This is a genomic window from Sulfitobacter sp. GN1-4 (genome assembly GCF_055693825.1).
This window is the reverse complement of sequence record NZ_JBVFUQ010000003.1, coordinates 1,129,756-1,153,670: the sequence shown is the minus strand read 5'-3', so window position 1 is coordinate 1,153,670 and position 23,915 is coordinate 1,129,756. Positions and strand designations below refer to the sequence as shown.

The 23,915-nt window shown below is 57.8% G+C and carries 17 protein-coding genes and 2 pseudogenes; 11 read left to right on the top strand and 8 right to left on the bottom strand.

Annotation, left to right across the window (positions count from 1 at the left end; genetic code table 11):
* Window positions 1-61: 61 nt before the first annotated feature.
* Genes ACZ1HM_RS06145 through ACZ1HM_RS06130 form a run of 4 tightly spaced genes read left to right on the top strand, consistent with a single transcriptional unit; the run spans window position 62 to window position 4,072 of the window.
* Window positions 62-1,492 (top strand): circularly permuted type 2 ATP-grasp protein, encoded by a 1,431-nt coding sequence (locus tag ACZ1HM_RS06145; protein ID WP_472741988.1) that lies wholly within the window; start codon window positions 62-64, stop codon window positions 1,490-1,492.
* Window positions 1,492-2,427 carry an alpha-E domain-containing protein gene (locus ACZ1HM_RS06140; protein ID WP_472741987.1) on the top strand — a complete coding sequence of 312 codons (936 nt, stop codon included), beginning with the start codon at window positions 1,492-1,494 and terminating at the stop codon, window positions 2,425-2,427. The genes ACZ1HM_RS06145 and ACZ1HM_RS06140 overlap by 1 nt, the downstream gene beginning before the upstream one ends.
* Before the next feature lie 5 nt (window positions 2,428-2,432).
* Window positions 2,433-3,236, top strand: a complete 804-nt coding sequence (locus ACZ1HM_RS06135) for a transglutaminase family protein (RefSeq protein WP_472741986.1) — start codon at window positions 2,433-2,435, stop codon at window positions 3,234-3,236.
* A gap of 23 nt (window positions 3,237-3,259) precedes the next feature.
* On the top strand, window positions 3,260-4,072 hold the full coding sequence (locus ACZ1HM_RS06130; RefSeq protein ID WP_472741985.1) for a proteasome-type protease: 813 nt from the start codon (window positions 3,260-3,262) through the stop codon (window positions 4,070-4,072).
* Here ACZ1HM_RS06130 and ACZ1HM_RS06125 read toward each other — a convergent pair.
* The 7 genes and pseudogenes from ACZ1HM_RS06125 to ACZ1HM_RS06095 all read right to left on the bottom strand — a co-directional run bounded on the left by ACZ1HM_RS06125 (window position 4,039) and on the right by ACZ1HM_RS06095 (window position 14,268).
* Window positions 4,039-5,296: pseudogene (locus ACZ1HM_RS06125) on the bottom strand (TRAP transporter large permease). The gene ACZ1HM_RS06130 and the pseudogene ACZ1HM_RS06125 overlap by 34 nt on opposite strands.
* Window positions 5,293-5,826 (bottom strand): TRAP transporter small permease, encoded by a 534-nt coding sequence (locus ACZ1HM_RS06120; RefSeq protein ID WP_472741984.1) that lies wholly within the window; start codon window positions 5,824-5,826, stop codon window positions 5,293-5,295. Before ACZ1HM_RS06120 ends, ACZ1HM_RS06125 begins: the two are co-directional and overlap by 4 nt.
* A 61-nt stretch (window positions 5,827-5,887) precedes the next feature.
* Complete coding sequence (locus tag ACZ1HM_RS06115) at window positions 5,888-6,862, bottom strand: TRAP transporter substrate-binding protein (protein ID WP_472741983.1); 975 nt, start codon at window positions 6,860-6,862, stop codon at window positions 5,888-5,890.
* 29 nt (window positions 6,863-6,891) lie between these two features.
* Window positions 6,892-7,434 (bottom strand): 3-hydroxyanthranilate 3,4-dioxygenase, encoded by a 543-nt coding sequence (locus tag ACZ1HM_RS06110; protein WP_472741982.1) that lies wholly within the window; start codon window positions 7,432-7,434, stop codon window positions 6,892-6,894.
* Window positions 7,435-7,604: 170 nt separating this feature from the next.
* On the bottom strand, window positions 7,605-8,207 hold the full coding sequence (locus ACZ1HM_RS06105) for a TetR/AcrR family transcriptional regulator (protein ID WP_472741981.1): 603 nt from the start codon (window positions 8,205-8,207) through the stop codon (window positions 7,605-7,607).
* 159 nt (window positions 8,208-8,366) lie between these two features.
* Window positions 8,367-13,013: a Hint domain-containing protein gene (locus tag ACZ1HM_RS06100; protein WP_472741980.1), complete on the bottom strand. Its 4,647-nt coding sequence runs from the start codon at window positions 13,011-13,013 to the stop codon at window positions 8,367-8,369.
* Between the two features lie 379 nt (window positions 13,014-13,392).
* The gene (locus ACZ1HM_RS06095) at window positions 13,393-14,268 is read right to left on the bottom strand and encodes a LysR family transcriptional regulator (protein ID WP_472741979.1); all 876 of its coding nucleotides are present in this window, start codon (window positions 14,266-14,268) and stop codon (window positions 13,393-13,395) included.
* Between the two features lie 196 nt (window positions 14,269-14,464).
* Here ACZ1HM_RS06095 and ACZ1HM_RS06090 point away from each other — a divergent pair, with 196 nt between their 5' ends.
* From ACZ1HM_RS06090 to ACZ1HM_RS06060, 7 genes and pseudogenes are all read left to right on the top strand, one after another.
* The gene (locus ACZ1HM_RS06090; protein WP_472741978.1) at window positions 14,465-15,415 is read left to right on the top strand and encodes an ABC transporter substrate-binding protein; all 951 of its coding nucleotides are present in this window, start codon (window positions 14,465-14,467) and stop codon (window positions 15,413-15,415) included.
* 63 nt (window positions 15,416-15,478) lie between these two features.
* Window positions 15,479-16,516, top strand: a complete 1,038-nt coding sequence (locus ACZ1HM_RS06085) for a quaternary amine ABC transporter ATP-binding protein (protein WP_472741977.1) — start codon at window positions 15,479-15,481, stop codon at window positions 16,514-16,516.
* Window positions 16,509-18,095, top strand: a complete 1,587-nt coding sequence (locus tag ACZ1HM_RS06080; RefSeq protein WP_472741976.1) for an ABC transporter permease — start codon at window positions 16,509-16,511, stop codon at window positions 18,093-18,095. The genes ACZ1HM_RS06085 and ACZ1HM_RS06080 overlap by 8 nt, the downstream gene beginning before the upstream one ends.
* Before the next feature lie 52 nt (window positions 18,096-18,147).
* Window positions 18,148-19,137, top strand: coding sequence for an arginase family protein (locus ACZ1HM_RS06075; protein WP_472741975.1), 990 nt, complete (start codon window positions 18,148-18,150; stop codon window positions 19,135-19,137).
* A complete protein-coding gene (gene speB / locus ACZ1HM_RS06070) occupies window positions 19,134-20,102 on the top strand; it encodes an agmatinase (protein WP_472741974.1) in 969 nt (322 codons plus the stop codon). Before ACZ1HM_RS06075 ends, speB begins: the two co-directional genes overlap by 4 nt.
* A 110-nt stretch (window positions 20,103-20,212) precedes the next feature.
* Window positions 20,213-22,253, top strand: a pseudogene (locus ACZ1HM_RS06065) (FAD-dependent oxidoreductase); the annotation flags it as partial.
* A gap of 93 nt (window positions 22,254-22,346) precedes the next feature.
* Entirely contained in the window at window positions 22,347-22,637 is a 291-nt protein-coding gene (locus tag ACZ1HM_RS06060) for a glycine cleavage T C-terminal barrel domain-containing protein (protein ID WP_472744579.1), read from the top strand.
* Between the two features lie 35 nt (window positions 22,638-22,672).
* Here the strand turns inward: ACZ1HM_RS06060 and ACZ1HM_RS06055 are convergent, their stop codons facing one another.
* Window positions 22,673-23,653, bottom strand: coding sequence for a glycerophosphodiester phosphodiesterase family protein (locus tag ACZ1HM_RS06055; protein ID WP_472741973.1), 981 nt, complete (start codon window positions 23,651-23,653; stop codon window positions 22,673-22,675).
* Between the last annotated feature and the right edge of the window lie 262 nt (window positions 23,654-23,915).

Genomic DNA, 23,915 nt, shown 5'->3' with positions numbered 1-23,915 from the left:
ATGGCCGTGCTGTTGCCTCTTGCCGGATCTGCTGTTTAGCTTTGGGTCCTGGGGGAACATTATGGACGGCACTGACACTTTCTTTGACGAAATGCACGGAACCGGGGATGCGCCGCGCGCGCCCTATGCCGATTACGGCAAATGGTTTGGTCAGGAAAACCCCAAGCATCTGGTGAAAGAGGCCAAAGAGGCAGAGGCGTTTTTCAGGCGGACCGGCATCACCTTTAACGTCTACGGTCAGGCCGATGCAGAGGAACGGTTGATCCCGTTTGATATCGTGCCGCGCATCATCTCAGCCAAGGAATGGGCGCGATTGTCAAAGGGTGTGGAACAACGGGTCCGGGCCATCAACGCCTTCTTGCATGACATCTATCACCGACAAGAGATTTTGCGCGCGGGCCGCGTGCCCAAAGAACTGATTGCCCGTAATGAGGCCTTTTTGCCGCTGATGATGGGGGTGGAGCCGCCTGGCGGCATCTACACCCATATCGTAGGCATTGATTTGGTGCGGACGGGCGAAGACGAATTCTATGTCCTGGAGGACAATGCGCGCACGCCATCGGGCGTGTCCTATATGCTGGAAAATCGCGAAACCATGTTGCAGATGTTTCCAGAGCTCTTCAGCAAAGTGAAGGTGCGCCCGGTCTCAAACTACCCGACAGATTTGCGCGCGTCGCTGGCTGACTGCATGCCGCCTGATCCAAGCGATGATCCAACCGTGGCAATCTTGACGCCCGGCATTCACAATTCTGCGTATTTTGAACATGCCTTTCTGGCCGACCATATGGGCGTGGAACTGGTAGAAGGGACCGATTTGCGCGTGGTCAATGGCCGCATCGCGATGCGCACAACGCGGGGCTACAAACCCATTGATGTGATCTATCGCCGGGTGGATGACGATTTCCTCGATCCTCTCAACTTTAACCCCGACAGTCTGTTGGGGGTGCCAGGGATCTTTGATGTCTACCGCGCGGGCCGGATTACGATTGCCAATGCGCCGGGCACTGGCATTTCGGACGACAAGGCCATCTACAGCTACATGCCCGACATCGTCGAATTCTACACCGGCGAGAAGGCGATCTTGCAAAACGTCCCAACCTGGCGGTGCTCTGATCCTGAGGCCTTGTCATATGTCTTGGATCACCTGCCTGAGTTGGTGGTGAAAGAGGTTCATGGCTCTGGGGGTTACGGCATGCTGGTTGGGCCTGCTGCGTCCAAAAAGGAGCTGGCTCAGTTCCGCGCCAAGCTGCAGGCAAAGCCCGCCGGTTATATCGCACAGCCAACACTGGCGCTGTCGACTGTTCCGATCCTGACCAAAGCGGGGCTGGCCCCGCGGCATGTGGATTTGCGCCCCTTCGCACTTTTCAGTCCCAAAGGTGTCCATCTGACGCCCGGCGGTCTGACACGGGTTGCGCTGAAAAAGGGCAGTCTGGTTGTGAATTCCAGCCAGGGCGGCGGCACCAAAGACACTTGGGTGCTGGAGGACGATTGATGCTGGGCAAAACCGCAGGTGGCTTGTTTTGGATGTTCCGCTATCTGGAGCGCAGCGAGAATATCGCGCGGCTGATTGAGGCCGGCTTCCGCATCGCCCTCACCCGGCCAGGCAGTGAGGAATGGACCAGCGTTCTGAAAACCGCCGCCGTGGATCAGATCTATGCCGCTGAATACGGTGAGGTGGAGCAATCGCGGGTGGTGGATTTTCTGCTGCGCGATCCCAAAAACCAATCCTCCGTCATGTCGTCCTTTTCGCAAGCGCGCCAGAACGCCCGGCTTGTCCGGACGGCCATCACCCGCGAGGTTTGGGAGGCGGTGAATGACGCCTATATGACCTTGAAAGAACGTCTGGCGCGGCCAGTGTCTGAGCGTGATCTGCCGGATGTTCTGGCACAGATCAAACAGCACTCAGCGCTCGTGCGCGGGGCGCTCCATGGCTCAATGCTGCGCAATGACGTGTTTGATTTCTGTCGCTTGGGCACATTTCTGGAACGCGCGGATAACACCGCGCGCATCCTGGATGTGAAATACTACGTGCTGCTGCCTTCGGTCACACAGGTGGGCTCCTCTCTGGATAACGTGCAGTGGGAAACCATCCTGCGGTCGGTTTCGGGCGTGCGCGCCTATAGCTGGCTGAACCAGGGCAAAGCGACCCCGATGGGCATCGCCGACTTTCTGATCTTTGATCCCCGCATGCCCCGCAGTCTGCGGTATTCTGTGACCAAGATCCGCAGCAACCTCGACATTCTGGAGGCCGAACATGGCGACCGGCATCCCTGTTATGAGACCATTCAAAAACTGGATCGCTGCCTGACAGACCGCACCGTCGATGAGGTATTCGAAGACGGTCTGCATGAGTTTCTGACCGAGTTTCTGGCGGACGTTAACCGGCTGGGTCTGCAGATCCAGACCGATTTCAGGTTCACGGAGTAGACGCCATGCAATTGGACATTGTTCACACCAGCACCTACCGGTTCGATCAGCCCATGCGCTATGGCTTGCAGCAATTGCGCCTGACCCCCAAAAGCCGCGACGGCCAAACCGTGGTCAACTGGTCCATGCAGGTGGACGGCGGTCAGGTGGAGACCGAATTTACCGACCACCACGCAAACACCGTGACCCTGATTTCTTTCGCCCCCGGTGCGACCGAAATCGTTGTGACCTGTCAGGGGCTGGTTGAGACGGAAAACAAGTTTGGCGTGGTCGGCAAACAGCGCGGGTACATGCCCTTGTGGCTGCTGCAACGTTCCACCGAGCTGACCCGCGCCACGGCGAATGTGCGCCGCCTGACAAAGGGCCTGCGCGACGCCCATGACAATGACATCGCCTTGTTGCACGCTCTGTCGGCGCGCATTCTGGGCGCGGTCCACTATGAGATCGGGGAAACCGATGCGGCCACCTCCGCTGATGCCGCCCTCGAAAGAGGCTCTGGCGTGTGTCAGGATCATGCGCATGTGTTTGTGGCCGCCGCGCGGGCCATGGATTTTCCGGCCCGCTACGTGTCGGGTTATCTGATGATGGATGACCGCATTCACCAGGACGCCACCCATGCTTGGGCCGAAGCCCATGTTGAGGGCGTTGGCTGGGTTGGGTTTGATATCTCAAACGGGATCTCGCCGGATGATCGCTATATTCGCGTGGCAACCGGGCTAGATTACCGCGAAGCCGCGCCAATCTCGGGCCTGCGGTTTGGCGCAGGCGATGAGACGTTATCGGTGGACGTAACGGTCGCGCAGCAGTAATTGACCTGCAAAAAGGAGCAGTCATGACCTACTGCGTGGGCCTCAAATTAGACCGTGGTTTGGTGTTTATGTCAGACACCCGCACCAACGCGGGCGTGGACAACATCAGCGTGTTTCGCAAGATGTTCCATTGGGAAGCCGAAGGGGAGAGGTGCATCACCATCATGACCGCAGGCAACCTGGGCACCACGCAATCCGTGATCAGCCTGCTGAAAGAGCGTGCACTGCCGGTTGAGGAACGTGGATCACCCTCCATTCTGGAAGCGCCTTCGATGTATCAAGTGGCCAAGCTGGTCGGTGAGACGCTGCGCGAAGTGATCCGGGATCAGGCCGGTGACGAAGGCCAAACCGCTGAGGCACAGTTTTCGGCAACGCTCATGGTTGGTGGGCAGATCAAAGGCAGTGAGCCGCGTTTGTTTCTGATCTATCCCGAGGGCAATTTCGTTGAGGCCAGCGATGAGACGCCGTTCTTTCAGATCGGGGAGACCAAATACGGCAAGCCCATCATCGTGCGGGCCTTCACGCCTGACATGAGCTTTGAGGACGCGATCAAAGTGACGATGCTGAGCTTTGATTCAACGCTCAAAGCGAACCTGTCTGTGGGCCTGCCCATTGATTTGCATGTCTATCCGGTGGACAGTCTCAAGCTTGGCACCCTGCGCCGGATTGAGCAGGGGGACGCTTATTTTGAAACCCTCTCCAAAGGCTGGGGCGATGCGTTGAAAAACGCGGTGCTGTCCCTGCCCCCTTTGAGCTTTAGCAGCCCTAGCTTTTGCATCAGGCACATGGGCCTAGGCGGCTATCAAAGCAACGCGGTGGATAGGCTGGGGAAATAGCTCAGCAAGATCAGGACAACTGCGACTGAGATCAAGAACGGCCACAGCGATTTGAGGATGGCCCCCGGTGTGGTCCCACTCATGGAGGATGCGATATAAAGCCCCACGCCAACAGGGGGCGTCAGCAGACCCAGCACCAGGTTCAGACAGGCCACAACGCCGAATTGATAGGGGCTGATGTCATATGATCCGGTGGCGATGGGCAAAAGGATTGGCGTGATCAGGATAATCGCTGCAATGCCGTCGATGATCATGCCCACCAACAACAGCACCACGTTGACGATCAGCAAGAACACGAAGGGATTGGATGTGATTGAGGTGATCAGCCCAGCCAGCTTTTGGGGCAGCTCTTCGTAGATGATCACCCAGCCAAAAACGCTGGCGGCTGCAATCATGAACAGGATCATGGATGCGTTGGCGGCGGTGCGCATAAACATCTCACCCAGTTTGCGCGGATCAAGATCCCGGTAAAGCAGCCAGCCCACCAAAAACGCAATCAGCGACGCGACAGCGGCTGATTCAGTGGGGGTTGCGATGCCCAGCAAGATGCCCCCGATGATGGCGACGGGCACCAATAACGCTGGCACCGCTCCTAAAAAGGCGCGCAGGGCTTCGCCCCCGGACATCCAGGCGTTTTTAGGAAACTGCTGTGAAAAACCGATCGCCGTGATCACAAGCGCAAAGGCGGCGGACAACAATAGGCCGGGGATGATGCCCGCGATGAACATGTCCCCAATCGGCACCTGCGCCAGCACGCCAAAGATGACAAACATCATCGACGGCGGGATCACCGGGGCCAACAGCCCGCCTGCCGCGGTGGTGGCCGCGGCAAAGCCTTCGTCATAGCCTTCTTCTTTCATCGCAGGCACCATCGCCCGCGACATCACAGCGATCTGCGCAGTGGCAGAGCCGATGATTGCAGCCATGAACATATTTGCCAGAAGGTTGATATAGGCCAGCCCCCCGAAAGCCGCCCACAAAAATGCGGGCCAAAGACACCAGGCGGCGGGTCATGCCGCCCTCATTCATCAGCTCACCCGTCAGCATGAAAAGCGGGATCGCCAGCAATCCGTAGTTTTCCAACCCCGCGAACATCTTCTGCGCATAGCTGTCAAACAGGACGGTATTGCCGCTTTCCCAGATATACCAAATCGCAGTGGCCCCCAGTACGATTGCAATGGGCACGGACATCAACAGGGTGATGAGAAAGACAATAGGGCTCATGCGGTGCCCTCGGGCTGTGGTTTTGAAAGAAGGTGGGCGATGGAATGCAAGGTGGCGCCCAGCGCAAATAGCCACATCACCAGCCAAAAGAGGTATTTCTGAACCCCCAGCGTCAGCGTGGGTTCGGCATAGATGAAGTTGAACGTAGCACCCTGAAACGCGGCGACATCAAAGCCCGCGCGCGCCAGATCAAGCGGCAGGAACCAGCGCCAGCAAAACCACAGCACAGCGATGGAAAAGGCCAGCACAATCACGTCCACGGCCTTGCGCAGGGCCCACTTGGCACGGGTAGACAGCAGATCGGTAATGAGTGTGATCGATACCGCCGTTCGGTGGTGGAGGGCAGCGGAGGCACCCATAAAGGTCATCCAGACCATGGCATAGATGGCCAATTCATCGACCCAGAACAGCGCCTGTCCGATGTTGCGTGTGACGACATTCAACAAAATCAGCAGGGTCACGCAGGCGGCTAAGCAGGCGGCCAGAAAAAGCTCAACCCGCGCCCAGGCTGCCGATAGACGAAACAGCATTGCCACACTCCATAAAAACGGGCGCGCACGGGGGCGCGCCCTGATCTCATTTCAGATGAGGCTACTCTGTTTCAGCAGCGGTTGCACGCAGCGCATCAAGCGATGATGTCTTCTCAGACCAGATGGCATTCCATTCGTCGATGGCACCGCCAAAGAATGAGGCATCAACACGGGTATAGGTCTTGCCGGTGCCTTCGATCTGGGACAACCAGCCTTCTTCTTTTTCGGTGTAGCTGTCGATGGTGCTGTCCACGTGTTTCGCCATCAGATCGCCGACCATTTTGCGATCCTCTTCGGACAAGCCCGCCCAGACCTTGGCAGAGACCAGCCCAACCATGGGGAACATCATGTGATCGGATTGCACGATGGTGTCCGCATGTTCGTAGTACTTGAGCACCCAAATCAGCTCAGCATCCATGTCGATCGCATCAACCTGCCCGTTTGCCAGCGCGTCATAGACCGACGGCAAAGGCATCGGCGTTGGGGCCGCACCCACGGCGTTGTAGAAATCAAGGATCGGTGTGAATGGGGTGATCCGCAGTTTCAGACCGGACAGATCAGCCGCTGAGTTTACCTCACCCCGGCTGACGATCTGGCGCAGACCCGCCATGCCGTAGCCCACGCCAACAACACCCACTTGTCCAGGCAAAGGCTCTAACAGTGTTTTGGCCGTGTCAGAGCGCAGGATGCGGCCAGCATGGCCGATGTCGTTGGCCAGATAGGGCGCGTAGAATGCGCCAAGTTCGGGCGCACGGTTTGACACCTCGGCCACGGTCATAAACGCCATGTCCAGGGCACCAGTTTGAAGTTGCTGCAACATCTCCGCTTCATTCCCCAGCTGGCGGGCCGGGAAAACAGAAACCGAATGCGCGCCGCCGCTGGCCTCAGCCAGTTCAGCGCCAAAAGCCTCAGCAGCCTTTGTCCAGATATGCGGCGGCGGCGTGATCAGGCCCAGCCGGAACTCTTCGGCTTGTGCTGAAAGGGCAGTCGCCGCGGCAATCGCAGCAGAGGCAATGATTTTGGTGAAGTGTTTCATGGTGCTTCCCTGTTATATTGATTGGTATTTTAAAGTTGGACCCAGCCTTCTGGAGGCTCTTTACCTGGATGGATTTCCCCGCAATTGGGACATGTTCGGTCTTCTTGCGAAGCATAGAACTTCTCATAGACCGGGGGCAAATCTTTGACGATGGACTGCAACTGAAACTCAGCCCGATAGACTTTGTGGTTGCAGGCAAAGCAGTACCATTCGATGGCATCATGCTGACCAGGCTGGCGTTTGGGTTCAATCACAAGCCCAACAGAGCCCTCTTGCGGGCGTTGGGGCGAATGCCGCACATGCGCGGGCAACAGAAAAATCTCACCTTCCCGAATGGGAACGTCATAGAATTCTTCGCCGTCATAAAGTTTGAGCAGCATGTCGCCTTCTAGTTGGTAGAAAAACTCTTCTACCGGGTCGTCATGATAGTCTGTGCGCTTGTTCGGGCCGCCCACGACGGTGACCATCAGATCGGCTTCTTCAAAGACCATCTTATTGCCAACAGGCGGCTTGAGCAGGTGCCGGTGTTCATCAATCCAGCCCTTGAAATTGAAAGCGGCAAGGCGTGTCATCAACTTCTCCCCTTTTTCACAAAGTGTCTGTGACATCCCCCATAGCCGCAAAGAAATTGTCGGGATGTAGATATGCGTTTTTCATATATCAAACATTCCTGCCGCATGCGTCAAATGCTACGTGCGGCACAGCGTTGTGGCCGCCCCGTGGCGCAGCAAACCACAGCCCCTTAAAGCGGGGTCAGAAGGATCTCTTGCATCTCGGCCACGCTCAGGTTTTCGTCAGCAGCGCACCGTTGCAGCAGGTAGCGGAAGATCCCATCGATCTGGGCATAAAGGACCGGAACCGCGCGTTCATCCGTCTGACCTTCGGGCACGAAAGGGCGCACGAGATCCTGCAACAGGTCCTCCAACTCGGCTACGACCGGGGCAAAGCGGTCGTCAAACATGGCCTGACTGCGAATGTCATACCACAGGCGATGCACATCAGCGTCGTCATGGATCGTTTCGGCCAAGGCTTGCGTAAAGGCATGCGCCCTTTCGTCGGGCGGCGTTGCCGCGCCTAAAACCGCGTTCATCTTTGCGACGAACTGTTCTTTATAGAGGCGCACGCAATAAATCAGCAGCTGTTCTTTGTCGTCAAAGTAGTAATGTAGCATGCCAAGGGACAAATCGGATTCAGCCGCAATATCGCGCAATGTCGTCTGCGCGTAGCCATAGGTTTTGAGCGCTGAGATAGCGCTTTCGGCGATCTCCCGCTTTTTGGCGTCGCGCTTTGCGGCTTTTGCTGCCTTGCGGTCGACTTTCGGGTTCAGGTCCTTTTGAACGTTCATGTCTTTTTCGCCGGGTTCTGCGCCTGTGGATTCTTTGACCCCTTTTCTACCCTAAGAGTTCGCAATCGAAAACACGAAGCCACAGATACCAGCATGGCGTGTATTGGTGCCCAAGGGGACATTCAGCTGCCCCCTTAGCGCATCAAAGGCTTTGGCGGATCAGGCTGCCAGAAGCATAAGATCCTTGGCCATCTCGCTGACTTCCTTGCGCTGCAAAAACCGGCGTGCGGTTGCGCCATAGACCTGATCGGCATGCTGATTGGCAAGCTCTGGGAAGACGGCAAAAAGCTCATCCTGGGCCGCACCATGCACCGCGCACAGCGCTTGCGGGCCGGGGAAGAAGCTTTCAGAGGCGGCCTTGTTGGCAAAGACGATCTGGTGCGCATCAAACATGATGTGGAAATAGACCACATCGCGCTGCCCATGGGCGATACGGGCTTTGGCGCCGAACACCTCTGTCATGTGCTTGGCACGCACCAAGACCTCATCCCTACCCTGGCGCATCACCATGCCATGTTGGGGCGAAACCAACAGCGGCGCATCCGCCCCCGTGGCACGAGGATCCAGATAGATCGGGCGCAGTTTGGGGTTACGGTGCAGGGCCTTTTGACCCAACCGGCGCTGGCCAATCCAAACGATGGGCTGAAGCCCGTTGTCGCGGGTTTGAACCAAATCACTAGGGCGCAGATCTTCGATCAATACCTCACCGCGCGCGGTGGCGATGCGGGTGCCTTTGGTGAAACAGACCACATTGGTGCTGTCGGTGGTAAAGTTGGAGGCACTGGTGTTCTGGAACGTGATGTTGTCATCACCCGCCAGGCTTGCCTTTCCGGAATAGTCGTATTCCCCACCATTGTCGGCGCTGTTGGAGTGGTTGAGGATGCTGTCGTCTTCAAAGTCATCCTGCATTTCAAAGACGGTGTTATAGAACGCATTCAGGTCGATGAAATCGTTGTTGGACGTATCGCCGTCACCCAGCGTGCCCGTGCCATCGCTGTTGAAATCGGTGATCGTGTCGGCACCGTCACCTGCGGCATAGACGAAGGTGTCATCGCCTGCACCACCTGTGATAAGGTCATCCCCGGTGCCACCCGCGATGGTGTCATCCTCACCGCCTGCGTCAATGACATCATCATCCGCGCCACCGTCGATGGTGTCTTGGGCCAAACCGCCGGTGATGGTGTCTTCGCCATCGCCGCCCGACAGGCTATCGCCGTTGCCTAAAAGGTAGTCGTATCCGTCTTGAACACTGTTGAAGCCTGAGGAAATGACATCATCGCCCGCGCCGCCATCAAGCGTGTCTCTATCAGCGGTCCCGAACTCCGCTCCGCCTACGAGAGTATCGTTACCTTCGCCACCGAATGCGACCTGTGAAGCGTTGGCACCTTGAATGTAGTCATCACCGCCCTCGCCATGAATTTCGCCATTATTCCAGGCGTTTTGGTTGCCCTCATATGAGATCGTGTCGTTGCCGTCGCCAGCATAAACCGTCTCAATGTGGCCATACTCGATATAGTCATCGCCGTCGGTGCCAAACTCAACCCTCGAGCCATCGTCTTTGGTGACAGTGATCACATCATCGATCGTGGACACGCTATAGCTGGTGTCGTCAAACTGCATCGTCTCAATGCCGTTGAGCGTATCGGCACCGTCCGCACCGGTGACAATCAGGGATCCAGAGCCATCATCGTCAAAAGTATAGTCAGCCGCGTTGCCTGAGAAGATGGCCGTATCGCTGCCTTCCCCGCCGGTGATCACGTCATCGCCCGAACCGCCAATCAGCGTGTCATCGCCGTCCCCGCCATCCAGGGTGTCATTGTCTGCCCCACCGTCCAGCGTGTCACTCAGAGCATTCCCGGTAAGCTGGTCTTCGCCTTCCTCACCTGAGGCATTAAGCGAATGGTAGTGGCCGCCCTCGATCGTGTCGTTGCCCGCCCCCATCTGGATCGTGCCGCCGCCCGAGCCATTATAGCTGTCGTCCTGATCCGTCAGGATAAAATCGCTAATTGCTTCGCCGGATTTATGTGCAATCGTTGCGGTATCCGTGCCATCGGTGGCGGTGAATACTCCGTTGCCTTGGTATTGAAGCGTGACACCTTCTGACAGGGAGGACATATCAACAGTGTCCTCACCGCCGCCCAAAGTGATGTTATCAGCACCAAAACCATCGTTGAGCGTGATGAGGTCATCGCCGTCGCCCGCATCAATCGTATCTGCGCCGCTGCCGCCGACGATGGTGTCTGCACCATCGCCAGATGAGATCACCATGCCCGAGGTGTCGGACGAGATGTCGATGCTGTCAGCATTGTCGGTGGTGGTGACGCCTTCGATCTCGGTAAAGTCGATGGTGTTGCCGTTGCCATCCGCGACAGTGCCCGCCTCTGCACCAGAGGCCGAAACCGTTACCGGGCCGCTGAGATTGCTCAGATCGATGGTATCCTGATCTGTGCCGCCTTCGCCGCCGACGATGGTATCATCGCCAAAGCCATCTTCTGTGACAAAGGTGTCAGCCCCGTCACCGCCTTCCATCGTATCGTCATCAGCACCGCCAGACAGCGTGTCGTTCCCCGAACCGCCGATGATCGTGTCATCGCCGCTTCCGCCTGACATCAGATCGCCTGCGGCTTCCCAACCTGCTACAACTTCAGTCGGGGTCGCACCTGAATAAATGAGGTCGTTGCCGTCACCGCCGTCAAGCGTATCATGATCGAGTGTACCAAGATCATCGCCGCCGGTCAGCGTATCATCGCCTTCACCGCCATAAAGCGCCTGGTTTCCGTTGTTACCGATGAGATTGTCGTTGCCTGCCCCGCCGTGGCCTTCGTTGATCGAAGTTGCGCTCAGGTTGTTATAGCCCATGTAGATGACATCATCGCCGTCGCCGCCGTTGAGCGTATCGGCATAATAGCCGTAAAGCGTGTCTTGCCCTGCCCCGCCATCAACAACATCGGCACCCGCTTGGTCATCGTCACCGGCATAGACGACGTCGTCACCGTCGCCTGCGTTGATCGTATCGTTATCAGAACCGCCGTGGACAATGTCCGCGCCAGCACCGCCGTCAATCAGGTCAGCGCCGTCGCCCGCATCAATCGTATCTGCGCCGCTGCCGCCGACGATGGTGTCTGCACCATCGCCAGATGAGATCACCATGCCAGAGGTGTCGGACGAGATGTCGATGTTGTCAGCACTGTCGGTCGTGATGATGCCTTCGATCTCGGAAAAGTCGATGGTGTTGCCATTGCCATCAGCGACAGTGCCCGCCTCTGCGCCAGAGGCCGAAACCGTTACAGGGCCGCTGAGATTGCCCAGATCAATGGTATCCTGATCCGTCCCGCCTTCGCCGCCGACGATGGTATCATCGCCAAAGCCATCCTGCGCGACAAAGGTATCAGCCCCGTCGCCGCCTTCCATCATATCGTTACCGGCACCAGCTTCTATGGTATCGTCGCCAGCACCGCCATCTATGGTGTCGTTTGAGGTGTCGATCTCAAACAGCTGGATGTTGTCGAGATTAGCATCGCCCCCTTCGCCGTCCATGTGCGTAAAGCGCACGGTGACATCCTCAGAGGGTGCGGTGAACGTAAATTCAAATGAACCATTATTGCTCGGGGAGATCGTGACTGTTTCAGTCAAACCGTTTCCAGCTGCATCGACGACCTCAACTTGTACAACCTGGTCCTCGGTTGCATGGTCGTTACCAACATCAAATGAGACTGTGTATTCTTTGCCTGCCTCAAGGGTCGCGTCTTGGGATATTGAGCTGCCTGTGGTGTTGCTCCATCCGCCCAAGGCAACATACTGGTCACCGTCAGACGCACGCCCGGCATCGCTGTGAAGGCCAGTGTTATCGACTGAATTCAGTGTCCAGCCATCCGGGGCGACTCTGTAACCGCCGGTCCAATCGTTGTCCTCAAAGGACCCGTTTTGGATCAGATTTGCGGATTGCCCATCGGTGATGAGATCATTGCCATCACCACCCGATACGTTGTCGTCGCCAAGGCCTGAGGTGATGGTATCGTTGCCTGCGCCGCCATCGATGGTGTCGTTGCCCTCACCGCCATCAACCACGTCGTCGCCGTCGCCTGCGTCAATCAGATCATCATCGGCACCGCCATCAATGGTGTCTTTGGCTGTGCCGCCGATGACAGTGTCGTTGCCTTCGTCACCATGCAACACGTCTCCGCCGTAGCCGTTAGGTCCTGAAAACCCAGATTTGACATAGTCATCGCCTTCGCCACCATAAAGGTAATCGCGGTCCGAGGTGTTGTAATCCCCGCCACCGTGCAAGCTGTCATTACCCTCTCCGCCATAGAACGTTTGCGACAGGTTATTGCCGCTCATGTAATCGTTGCCGCCTTCGCCGTAAGCGACCGCACCTGATGTTGAACCAGTTGTAGCAATCCAGTCGTCACCGTCACCGGCATAGGCGACTTCGTAGTGGCCAACGTATTCGGAATCTGCACCCGAACTGCCGAAGGTTATATCCGTCCCATCCGGTTCGACGATGCGAATAACGCCATTGTCGGCGGTTGAGACAGAATAATCGCCATTGTCAAAGCTGAGCGTTTCAATACCCGTGAGCGTATTGGTGCCATCCGCGCCGCTGACGAACAATTCGCCCGTGCCGTCGGAGAAAAACAGATAATCCGTCCCGTTGCCGGTAAAAACCGCGGTATCAGAGCCTGCGCCGCCGTCAATCGTGTCGTCACCGGTGCCTGCGGTAATGGTGTCGTTGCCACCCTGCCCGTCGATGGTATCGTTGCCCGCGGTACCCGTCAGTGTGTTGTCGTTGTCGTCGCCTGTCATCGCTTTACTCACTAATTACGCAGCAAACCCACTTGCCCCTTGTTCCAACCTCTGCGGAGGATCGGGGCAGACAGCATTCGCCAGCAGCTCTGCCAAACGCACGTCTTTCTGACGGTTCAGAGCTTTCGTTGAGGGTGAAAATGCAATTCAAATACAGCTAAAAGAAGACATTAGGTTGAAAAAGCAGTGACCCCCGGCGCCCAAAAACCCGGCACTTCCCAGCAGTTTAGCCGACCTGCCCTGAAAAAATTCGCCCGTTTTTTTTGGGGGGGGGTGGGCCACAAGCTGCCCAACCGGGCGGGCGCACAGACGCTTTCAGCTTTTAGGCTCCGCAACCCGAAGGGCGCGCGCCTCGGCCTTGTTGAAATAGGTCTGCAACTCATCCACGAACACCCGGACAAGCCTGCGCGGCGTATCCGGCAAGTGGCCCAAAACGATCTTTAACGAGGTCAATCTGCGGCTCCAGCGGGACAGCTGCCACCTTGTCACCGGCGTAGGTGAATTGGTTCGCCGTAAGCATGTGCAGTAAGGAACACCCGATGCCCCGGCCCACAAGGCTGCGCACCATTTCAAGAGAGTTTGCCGTGGCGACAACATCGGGCTTCACACCGACCTGGTTGAACTGGCTGGCGTAGTATTCGCTGATCACCGGCAGGTCCAACAACACAAGCGGACGATCCGCAAATTCGCGCATCGTGATGCTTGCCCGAGCGGCAAGGGGATCAGAGGCTGGCACCAACGCATAGCCTGGCAATTCCAACAGCGTTTCATAGGCGATGCCGGGTTTCATCGCCTGCGCCACACATATGATGACGTCAAAGGCCCCTGAGACCAGCCCATCCTGCGCGCTTTGGCTGTCGCATTCGAAGAACTTAACCGATACCTCGTTGTTATCCCGCAGAGTTTCTTCGATGATCTTTGGCATGAACGAAGGCGCTGCGGGCGCGTAATACCCAACCCGCAACGTCCCCGTTAAGCGCGTGCGCATGTCATTGCCTTCGCGCAGCAGACTTTCGTATTCATCCAGCAGGTTCTGGATCTTAGGCAGCATCTGATGGCCTGTTGCGGTCAATGAGATGCCTTTGGACCGGCTCCGAATGGTCAGCTGCAATCCAAAGGCCGCTTCAACCTGATTGATGGCGGTATGCACGGCGGACGGGACGACATTCACAACCTTGGCTGCCTCCGTGATGCTGCCCTCACTGATGGCGGTCACGAAATAGCGCAGGGCTTTAAGAGAGATATCGCTGTTCACAGCACATCCTTAGATCTGATTTTCAGAACATGCTATTTCATTAATTCTACTTCATGAAAGTCTGATCCTGTCCAATAGTGTGAATCGTCATCAAAAAGGTGACGACATAATGAATCGACAAAGTGGTGCGCTTGCGCCAACACTAATCGCACAAGAGGCAGGCCAACTGCCTTTAAGCTTAGATAGGGAGTTAAGAATGAACAAAGTTAAAATGAGTGCTGTTGGCTCAGCAATGTTGTTGGCGGCCCCTGCCATGGCGGCTGACATCGTGATCGGCGTGCCAAACTGGGCGTCCGTGAACGCAACCGCACACGTGCTTGAGGTCATCATCGAAGAGAACCTTGGCCTGGATGTGGAGCTGCAGAACGGCACCAACCCAATCGTCTTTGAAGCGATGGACAAAGGCTCCATGCATGTGCACCCAGAGGTGTGGATGCCAAACCAGCAGAACCTGCATGACACCTACGTCAAGGAAAACGGCACGGTTGTGATGAACGGCAATCCGGTACAAGCCGAACAGGGCATGTGCGTGCCAACCGCCATCGCGGAAGAGCACAACATCAAATCCATTGATGACCTGAGCGATCCAGACAAAATGGCGATCTTTGACACCGACGGCAACGGCACGCCAGAGGTCTGGATTGGTGCGCCAGGTTGGGCCTCCACCGTGGTTGAGAAGATCCGCGCAAAGTCCTACGGCTATGACCAGATCTTTGAGCTGACTGAGTACGAAGAAACAATCGCATACGCCAACCTGGCGAATGCCGCCAAGGCCGGTGAGCCTTGGATCGGTTTCTGCTACAGCCCGCACTACATCTTCGTCACCCAGGACCTGACCGTGCTGGAAGAGCCAGCCCATGATCCGTCCACCTGGACCATCGTTCAGCCGACAGACGATCCAGATTGGCTGTCCAAGTCCGAAGCCTCCACTGCTTGGAATGGTGCAACACTGCACCTGCACTATGCCAAGTCTTTGGAAGCAGACTTCCCTGAAGTTGCCGCACTCTTTGCGAACTTCCAAATGGATGGTCAGTCGCTCAGCGCGATGGGCAAAGCCCTGGCCGTTGACGGCCAGGAAGCCGCCGCATTCGCCAAAGAGTGGGTTGCTGCGAACGAAGACAGGGTTGTTGGCTGGTTGACCAACTAAGTCCCGAAACCTGGGGCCGCTGCGACCTGGTCGCGGCGGCCTTTGACTATTGTGGGGTATGGGATGAGCGAAACTGTCGTCAAGGTCACGGATGTCTGGAAAATCTTCGGGTCAAAAGCCGAAGAAGCCATGGCCGCCGTCAAAAGCAGGAACATCGGCAAACCTGAGGTTTTGTCAGAGTTCCAGTGCGTTGTGGGTGTTCAAAACGCCAATTTCGAAGTCGCACGTGGTGAAATTTTTTGCATCATGGGGCTTTCGGGCTCGGGCAAATCAACGTTGGTGCGCCACATCAACCGGCTGATCGAACCCACGGCGGGTAAGATCGAAATCCTCGGGCATGATATTTCCCAGCTCAGCGAAAAAGAGCTGCGCCGCATCCGCGCCCAGCAGATCGGCATGGTGTTTCAGCACATGGCGCTGATGCCCCATAGATCGGTGCGCGACAACGTCGCCTATCCGCTCGAAATCAGAAAAATCTCTAAATCCAAGCGTTGGGCGGTGTCCGACCATGCGCTGGGGCTGGTGGACCTCACCGGCTATGAAGACCGGCTGCCACGTGAACTCTCTGGCGGGATGCAGCAGCGCGTTGGCATCGCCCGCGCTTTGGCATCTGACCCGGAAATCTTGTTGATGGATGAGCCTTTCTCAGCGCTTGATCCATTGATCCGCTTGCAATTGCAGGACCAGTTCAAGGCGCTCGTGGCGCAGCTGAAGAAGACCACACTTTTCATCACCCACGACCTGGATGAGGCCATCCGCATCGGCCACCGCATCGCCATCATGAAGGACGGTGTGATCGTCCAGATCGGCACACCGGAACAGATCGTGATGGAGCCTGCGGATGATTACGTGCGCGAATTTGTGCAAGGCATCTCAAAGCTCAAACTGGTGAAGGCGCATTCGATTATGCAGCCGCTTGAGAGCCATTCTGGATCGCTCGAAGGTGCGCTGCGCGCTGATCATGAGGCTGACCTGGATCAGCTGATTGATCTGGCCGTCAAGACAGAGCAGCCGGTGGTGATCACCGACAATGGCACAGACGTTGGCGTGGTGACCAAGCCGCGTCTGCTGCGCGGTATTCAAGGGGGCAAGGATGACTGACGTGACAGAAATGAAGGTCACCGCCGCCTCGGATATCGAGGTTGACCACGAGGCGTTGGACAATTCCATCAAGGAATTTGCCGAAGCAAACGGCGACTACTACGTCGAGGCCTTCCACAAGATCCACGACAAAACAGGCGTCATGCCGAAAACATTCAACATCTGGGCCGCTGTGCTGGGACCGCTTTGGGCCTCCAGCCGGGCGATCTGGGGCATGTTCTGGGCGTTTCTGATCCTGGAAATCATCGCCTGGGTCCAGATCGGGCGCGGGCTTTGGGGCACGCCAGGCTCAGAGTTCCTAGAGCGCGCCGCCTCCCAGGCCGAGACGATGCAGCGCCGCCTTGATCAGGCCGCTGCGGCGACCGAACAGGCAGACATCGACCGCTTTACCAAGCTGGCCGATAACATGCAGCGCGCCATTGATACCAACATGGAAAAAGTTGCCGCCGCACAGGCGGAGGCGACAGGCATCATGCTGACCGGGCTGGCCATCCTGCTGGTCGTCAAGCTGGTGCAAGGCATCTATGCCAACACGGTCTACGAAAAACAGTATTCGCGCTGGCGTATTGATCCTGAAAGCACGGAAAGCGGCCGGTCTGTCGGCAACGCGGTCTTGGGGGCTATCCTGACCCTCGCCATCGCGCCGCTGGTCATCTACCGCTTTACTGTCAATGCCTCGATGGAGGTGTTGGAGCAATTCCCCGAACAGCAAATCTCCAGCTACATTCTAGGCGAAGGCAACGGCACGCTCTTTGGTGCGGTCGCTTCTTGGATGGAGGCGCGCATTGATGCGGCGGCCGTCGCGGGCGGCGACGTCTTTGATGGCATCGTCTCTGGCGTGCGCACGGTTCTGGACGGTCTGACCGTCGCGCTGAATGGCTCGCCCTGGCCCGTTGTGATGCTGGTCATCGCGGTCACGGCTTGGCGTGCGGCAGGCCCGCGCGTGGCGATCTTTACGGTTGCGGCCATGGGCTATACCGCGCTGCTAGGCTACTGGTCGCTGGCGATGGAGACCGTTGCCCTCGTTGGGGCTGCGGTGCTGCTGTGTGTCATCATCGGCATCCCGCTGGGCATTTGGTTTGGCAAATCCAAACGCGCCTACCGCATGGCAGAGCCGGTCTTGGACCTGATGCAGACGCTGCCTGCGTTCGTTTACCTGATCCCGATCATCGCCTTCTTTGGCACCGGCAACCCGCCCGGCATTCTGGCCACGATCATCTTCGGCATGCCTCCGGTGATCCGCCTGACGGCGCTTGGCATGCGCGGCGTTCCCGAAAGCATCAAAGAGGCCGCAGTGGCCTTTGGTGCTTCACGCTGGCAGCTGCTGAAGGACGTGGAAATCCCACTGGCCCTGCCCTCCATCATGACCGGGGTGAACCAGACGATCCTGATGTGCCTGTCCATGGTTGTGATCATCTCGCTGATTGGCGGAGGTGGCCTGGGTCAGGAAATTCTGGAGGCGTTGCAGTTCGCCGCTAAGGGTCCAGGCCTGTTGGGCGGCTTTGCGATCCTCTTCCTTGCCATGGTCATGGACCGCATTGTCCAAGGCGCGTTCCGCCGCAAAGACCAACAAGACTAAGCAAAGGGTCCGGCCCGCAATGGCCGGACCTTGCGCGCCAAGGAACACCTAAATGACCGATCCATACCAGACCGCCATGATGGAAAACCTCTATTGGTGGGGTATTCCAACGCTCTTTCGCTGCCCCAATGTCGCCGTTGAAGGGCAAGACATCGCCCTTGTCGGTGTGCCGCATTCGGCGGGCAACGGCACCACCGAACGGGATCAACACCTGGGGCCCCGCGCCTTGCGCAACGTCTCTGCGGTGGGTCGGCGCATGCACAGCGGTTTTGAGATTGATCCCTGGAACAGCGCCAAGATTGCCGACATCGGCGATGTCCCCTTTCCGCGCGCGAATGATAATGAGGCCTGCATCGCTGACATCACCGCCTTTTATAAAAAGGTGGATGCCGCTGGCGCGCGCCCATTTTCCATCGGCGGCGATCACTCCATCACCGGCGGCATCCTGCAAGCCTTGGGGCGCGGCAAGATCGCGGGCGGTGAGCCTGTTTGCCTGCTGCATCTGGATGCGCATACGGATGTCTTTACCAAGGTGGATCATTTCCTAGGCGCGCAGAAATCTGCCGCGCATTGGGGGGCCTATCTGGCGGACCAAGGCCAGGTTGATCCGACCCATTCCATGCAGATCGGTCTGCGCGGCCATGCGCGCACATTGGATTGGCTACAGCCGTCCTATGACTATGGCTACAACGTCGTCACGATGAAGGACTTTCGCCGTCGCGGGGTGGCCGATGTCGTGGCCCAAGCACGGGAAGTGATCGGAGACCGCCCGGTCTATATTACCTTTGATCTCGATTGCCTGGATCCGACCATTGCGCCAGGCGTGTCCAATATTGAGCCTGGCGAAAAGGGCTTTGACATTGATGAGGCTGTCGCACTGCTGCATGCGGTGCGGGGGTTGAACATCATTGGCGGCGACATCGTTTGCATGATGCCAACCAAAGACAGCCCCAACCAGATCACCGCGCTCACAGCCATGGCCGTGATGTTTGAGATGATCTCAATGGCGGCGGAAAACATAGCAAAAGGAAATGCATCATGACGGCGGGCGATCCGTTCTTTCAACCGGTCTCTGGGATGGAACTGCCGCGCTTTGCGGGCGTGCCGACCTTTATGCGTCTGCCCGGGCTAACGCCAGATCACGCGCGCTATGCGGATGTGCAGATGGGTCTTGTCGGTGTGCCCTGGGACGGCGGGACCACGAACCGGCCAGGACCACGGCATGGGCCGCGCCAGTTGCGCGATTACTCCACCATGATCCGGGCGATGAACCCGGTCACGGGCATCAACCCCTTTGCCCTGCTGAACTGGGCCGATCTGGGGGACGTGCCGCCCAATCCGGTGGACATCCAAGACAGTCTGGATCGTGTCACCAGCTTTTACAGCGCGCTACATGCCCAAGGCATCACGCCCATGACTGCGGGGGGCGATCATCTGATCTCTCTGCCGATCCTGCGTGCCTTGGCCAGCGATGGTCCGCTGGGCCTGATCCAGTTTGACAGCCACACGGACCTTTTTGACAGCTACTTTGACGGCCAGAAATTCACCCACGGCACGCCCTTCCGCCGCGCAGTTGAGGAAGGCCTGGTGGACCCCAAACGCTTTGTCCAGGTGGGCATTCGCGGCACGGCTTATAACGTGGAGGACATCGAATGGGGCGAAGCGCAGGGCATTCGCATCATCCGGATTGAAGAGTGTTTTGAGCGCGGCTTCCAAGATGTCATGGCTGAGGTGCGCGAGATTGTGGGCACCGCGCCCACCTATTGCACCTACGACATTGATTTCGTGGATCCTGCCTTTGCGCCGGGCACAGGCACGCCTGAAATTGGCGGCCCGAACAGCTTTCAGGCGCAGCAGGTCATTCGTGCGTTGCGTGGTGTAAACCTCATCGGGGCGGATCTGGTCGAAGTCTCCCCCTTTGATCCGGGCGGCAACACCGCCTGGCTGGGCGTGTCGCTGATGTTTGAGCTGATGTGCGTGCTCAGCGAAGCTGTGGCTGGCCGATAGCCTGCCGATCAATTCGGAATTACTGACGTCATTCTTCCATTTATTCTGTTTTTCAAAATATGCGCCGTGTCGGATAGTCGGTTTGAAATCGCAGTCTGGGAGGGTGGCAGATGCAAAGCCATGCACGTGTCGTTGTTGTCGGTGGGGGTGTTGGCGGGTTGTCGGCGCTTTATCACCTTTGCCAGGAAGGCTGGACCGATGCGGTTCTACTGGAACGCAATGAGCTGACCAGCGGCACCACCTGGCATTCGGCTGCGCAATGTCCCAGCGTGGCGTTCAACCAACTGCTGCTGTTGCTGCGCGACTATACGATCAAGCTGTATCAAGAACTGGCCGCTGACCCCGCCTATCCGATCAACTACCACCACGCCACGGGCGGGATGCGGCTGCTTACCAATCCGACACATGTCGATGAGGTGCACCACATCATGTCGGTGGCCAAGGGGCTGGGCATCGACTTTGATCTGCTTGACCCCGCCGAAGCGCAGCGGCGCAATCCATTGTTGAACATTGACGGTGTTCTGGCCGCGATGTGGGACGCACAAGACGGCGACATTGACCCCGCCCAGCTGTGCCAAGCCCTGGCGGCCCGGTCGCGTAAGATGGGCGCCAAGATCCACCGCAACACGCCCGTCACCGGGCTGAAACAACTGCCCAATGATGAGTGGTTGGTGAGCACGGCAAGCGGCACCATCACGGCAGAGCACATTGTCATCGCAGCAGGCTACCGCGCGAATGAGGTCGGCGCGTTGATGGGGATCGAATACCCCGTCATCGCCATGGAACACATGTATTTCGTTACCGAAGACATCCCCGAACTGGCCGCGCGTGACAGCCGCGTGCCTATGGTGCGCTGTCCGCGCGATACCTTCTACATGCGGCAGGAAAAGAAGGGGCTGCTCGTCGGGATATATGAACATGACTGCAAGACCTTTGGGATGGACGGCATTGATCCAGATTTCGTCAACGCCCTGTGCCCAGATGATCTGGACCGCCTGCTGCCCAAGATGGAGCCGATCTTTGACCGCCTGCCCTGCCTTCAGGACGTCGGCATCAAATCCGTGGTGAACGGGCCGATTGCCTATGCCTCTGACGCAGGCCCGCTGGTGGGCAAGCAACCGGGCCTGCGCAATTGCTGGTCGATGAATGGCCTGCGCGTTGGGATTGGCGAGGGGGGCGGTTATGGCAAGATGATCGCGCAGATGATGGTGCATGGCGAGACGGAGTGGGACAGCTGGCAGCTTGACCCGCGCAGGATCACCGCCTTTGCCAATACCGAGTTTACCGCGCTGAAATCCATTGAGGATTACCAGCACGAGTTCCGCTGGCACCTGCCGCATGAGCACCGCCCTGCGGGCCGTCCCGCCAAGGCATCGCCACTCTACCCTATCCTCAAGGCCAAAGGCGCTGAATTTGGCGTCGTTAACGGGTGGGAGCGGACGGAGCTCTACAAGCCCAGCGCGGATTTTGAGACGGGCCACGGCTACACCTTCCAGAACTGGCAGGATGTGGTGGGGGCCGAGGTTGCGGCGCTGCGCACAAACGTTGGGCTGGCGGAGCTTTCAGGCTTTAACCACTTCCGGATCAGCGGGACGGATGCGCTGGCGTGGCTCAGCGGTCTGACATGCTCCAAAGTCTCCTCCAAGATCGGCCGGGCAAGTCTGTGTTACTTCCTGACCCCAAAAGGCAACATCGCGGGTGAGGCGACGGTCGTGCCACTGCCGGGGGGAGGTTTTCTATGGCTCAGCGGCAACGGCAGAATACCATGACATGGACTGGCTCTGCGAAAACCTGCCTGAGGGGTCGGACATTCGCATCGAAAGCCGCACCAACACGCACACAATGATGGTCATCGCGGGGCCCCAAACGCGGGCTCTTCTGGCGGCAGTGTCGCCGCGCACGGCTTGGGCGCAGTCGGACTTTCCCTGGCTCACCGCGCAGCGGGTCTTTATCGGGCATGTGGAGGCGCTGGCCATCGCAATCAGCTATTCTGGCGAACAGGCCTTTGAGCTGCATATCCCCAACACCCAGCTTTATGCCGCCTATGAGGTGCTGACCCAGGCGGGTGCCGCCTTTGGTCTGTCCCATTTTGGGATGTTCGCCATTGATGCGATGCGCCTGGAAAAGGGGTATGGCCACTGGAAGGGTGACTTCATCACTGAGTTCAATCCGATTGAGGCCGGCTTGCAGCGGTTTGTGGATCTGACCAAGGAATTCCCGGGCAAAGCGGGGGTTTTGGCCCAGATGGACGCTGGAAACCGAAAAGAACGGGTGGTGTTGGAGATAGATAGCAACACGGCACCTGCGCAACCAGGCGAAGGCGTCTTTGCCGGAGGTGCCGCAACCGGGTCCATCACCTCTGCCGCTTGGGGGTTCCGAACGTCCAAGAACCTCGCCATGGCCTATGTCGATCCTGCCCATGCGGCCCCCGGCACGCAGCTTGAGGTGCTTTTGCTCGGGCAGACAACCCGTGCCACCGTCTGTCCACTTTGCCTCTTTGATCCTGAGAACGCATTGCCCAGAGGAGTGGCTTGATCGGACGGCACAGATCGCAGGGGTGAGTTGCGGATTTACCGATCCCCGGCGGAAAACAGCGGGCCGATAAGCTCAACCCGGTTGGTCCAGATAAAGCCATCAAATGCCTGCGGGACGTCACCAAAGCTTGCAATGTCATCTATGCCGCTTGAAAAGCCCGACCCATCATAGTCCCCCGCCAAAATAACGGCTGAGCCTACGGCATCCAGGCGGCGCGTAAAGCGATGCGGCCAGCCCCATAAGAACGACGCGTAGTTTTTGGGCACCAATACCACCGTGTTGCGGCAGCTTTCTGGGACGTAGCCGGTCCACCCCAGCGAAAGATATCGGATAAGGCATGCCCTCAGCGAAGATCTGTCAAACCCACGCAAGTTTGGGGTTTCGGCCATCGCGCGGCGCGTGGGCGGTGCCCCGCCGTAAACGCCAAACACCTGATCTCGAAACGCGGGTCGCTTCAGTAAAGCGGCCAGCGCCTCCCCTTCCTCTGGGCGACGGCTTTTGAAGTTGATCAGAAACTGCCCGCCCAGGTTCGCCTCCAGCACCCGGGTCAGGTTGGGCATCTGGCCTATGGCCTGCCCCCTCAGCGGATAGGTGCCTGAGCCATCATCAATCCGGTACGCCACATCAAGGGCTGCAAGTGCGGCAAACTCCTGTTCATGCGTGACCCCGCGCCCGTTTGTGCGGCACTCAAGCGTCCAATCATGAAAGACCGCAAACTGGCCGTCTTTGGTCAGATGCACGTCAATCTCAACGATCTGAGCACCCAGGCGAAAGGCCTCACGCATGGAGGGGATCGTGTTTTCGATGAAGGCATGGGTGATCGGCTGTACCGGCGCAGCATGACAGGCCTCATTTGACCGATCAGCCCCAGCGTAGATTTGATGCACCCCACGGTGCGCGATGAGGCGAGTTTCGTGCTGATCAAGGCCTGAGACAAGAAGCGATGAGTTCCAGCCCCAGACCCCTGCCCCGAAGAGCAATAGAATGACGACCAGCCTTTTGAGCGTTGTTCGCATGTCTTGTTTTTAGACCATTCGGGTGAGCGCGCAATTGGCAGTCGCTGGTTGACCCACCCGTTTCCGTGCCAACACCGCTTAGGCGATGCGTGACCTTCGCCGACCTGGTCCTGACCCAATATTTCGCCTTTCACGAATACTGAATTCTATTCCAGTCCATTTATTCGAATATTGGAGAAAATATATCCGCATCCGGACAGAGGCGCAGCGATGCTCTGTCCTCGTTCAAATCAGCCTGTCCCCCAATGGGACAGGCGCAGAT

Coding starts and splice junctions, on each gene's coding strand:
- ACZ1HM_RS06135 (WP_472741986.1), top strand. CDS start 2,433: ATGCAATTGGACATTGTTCACACCAGCACCTACCGGTTCGATCAGCCC.
- ACZ1HM_RS06085 (WP_472741977.1), top strand. CDS start 15,479: ATGAGCGAAACTGTCGTCAAGGTCACGGATGTCTGGAAAATCTTCGGG.
- ACZ1HM_RS06055 (WP_472741973.1), bottom strand. CDS start 23,653: ATGCGAACAACGCTCAAAAGGCTGGTCGTCATTCTATTGCTCTTCGGG.
- ACZ1HM_RS06130 (WP_472741985.1), top strand. CDS start 3,260: ATGACCTACTGCGTGGGCCTCAAATTAGACCGTGGTTTGGTGTTTATG.
- ACZ1HM_RS06080 (WP_472741976.1), top strand. CDS start 16,509: ATGACTGACGTGACAGAAATGAAGGTCACCGCCGCCTCGGATATCGAG.
- speB (WP_472741974.1), top strand. CDS start 19,134: ATGACGGCGGGCGATCCGTTCTTTCAACCGGTCTCTGGGATGGAACTG.
- ACZ1HM_RS06090 (WP_472741978.1), top strand. CDS start 14,465: ATGAACAAAGTTAAAATGAGTGCTGTTGGCTCAGCAATGTTGTTGGCG.
- ACZ1HM_RS06100 (WP_472741980.1), bottom strand. CDS start 13,013: ATGACAGGCGACGACAACGACAACACACTGACGGGTACCGCGGGCAAC.
- ACZ1HM_RS06060 (WP_472744579.1), top strand. CDS start 22,347: ATGGACGCTGGAAACCGAAAAGAACGGGTGGTGTTGGAGATAGATAGC.
- ACZ1HM_RS06145 (WP_472741988.1), top strand. CDS start 62: ATGGACGGCACTGACACTTTCTTTGACGAAATGCACGGAACCGGGGAT.
- ACZ1HM_RS06115 (WP_472741983.1), bottom strand. CDS start 6,862: ATGAAACACTTCACCAAAATCATTGCCTCTGCTGCGATTGCCGCGGCG.
- ACZ1HM_RS06140 (WP_472741987.1), top strand. CDS start 1,492: ATGCTGGGCAAAACCGCAGGTGGCTTGTTTTGGATGTTCCGCTATCTG.
- ACZ1HM_RS06075 (WP_472741975.1), top strand. CDS start 18,148: ATGACCGATCCATACCAGACCGCCATGATGGAAAACCTCTATTGGTGG.
- ACZ1HM_RS06110 (WP_472741982.1), bottom strand. CDS start 7,434: ATGACACGCCTTGCCGCTTTCAATTTCAAGGGCTGGATTGATGAACAC.
- ACZ1HM_RS06105 (WP_472741981.1), bottom strand. CDS start 8,207: ATGAACGTTCAAAAGGACCTGAACCCGAAAGTCGACCGCAAGGCAGCA.
- ACZ1HM_RS06120 (WP_472741984.1), bottom strand. CDS start 5,826: ATGCTGTTTCGTCTATCGGCAGCCTGGGCGCGGGTTGAGCTTTTTCTG.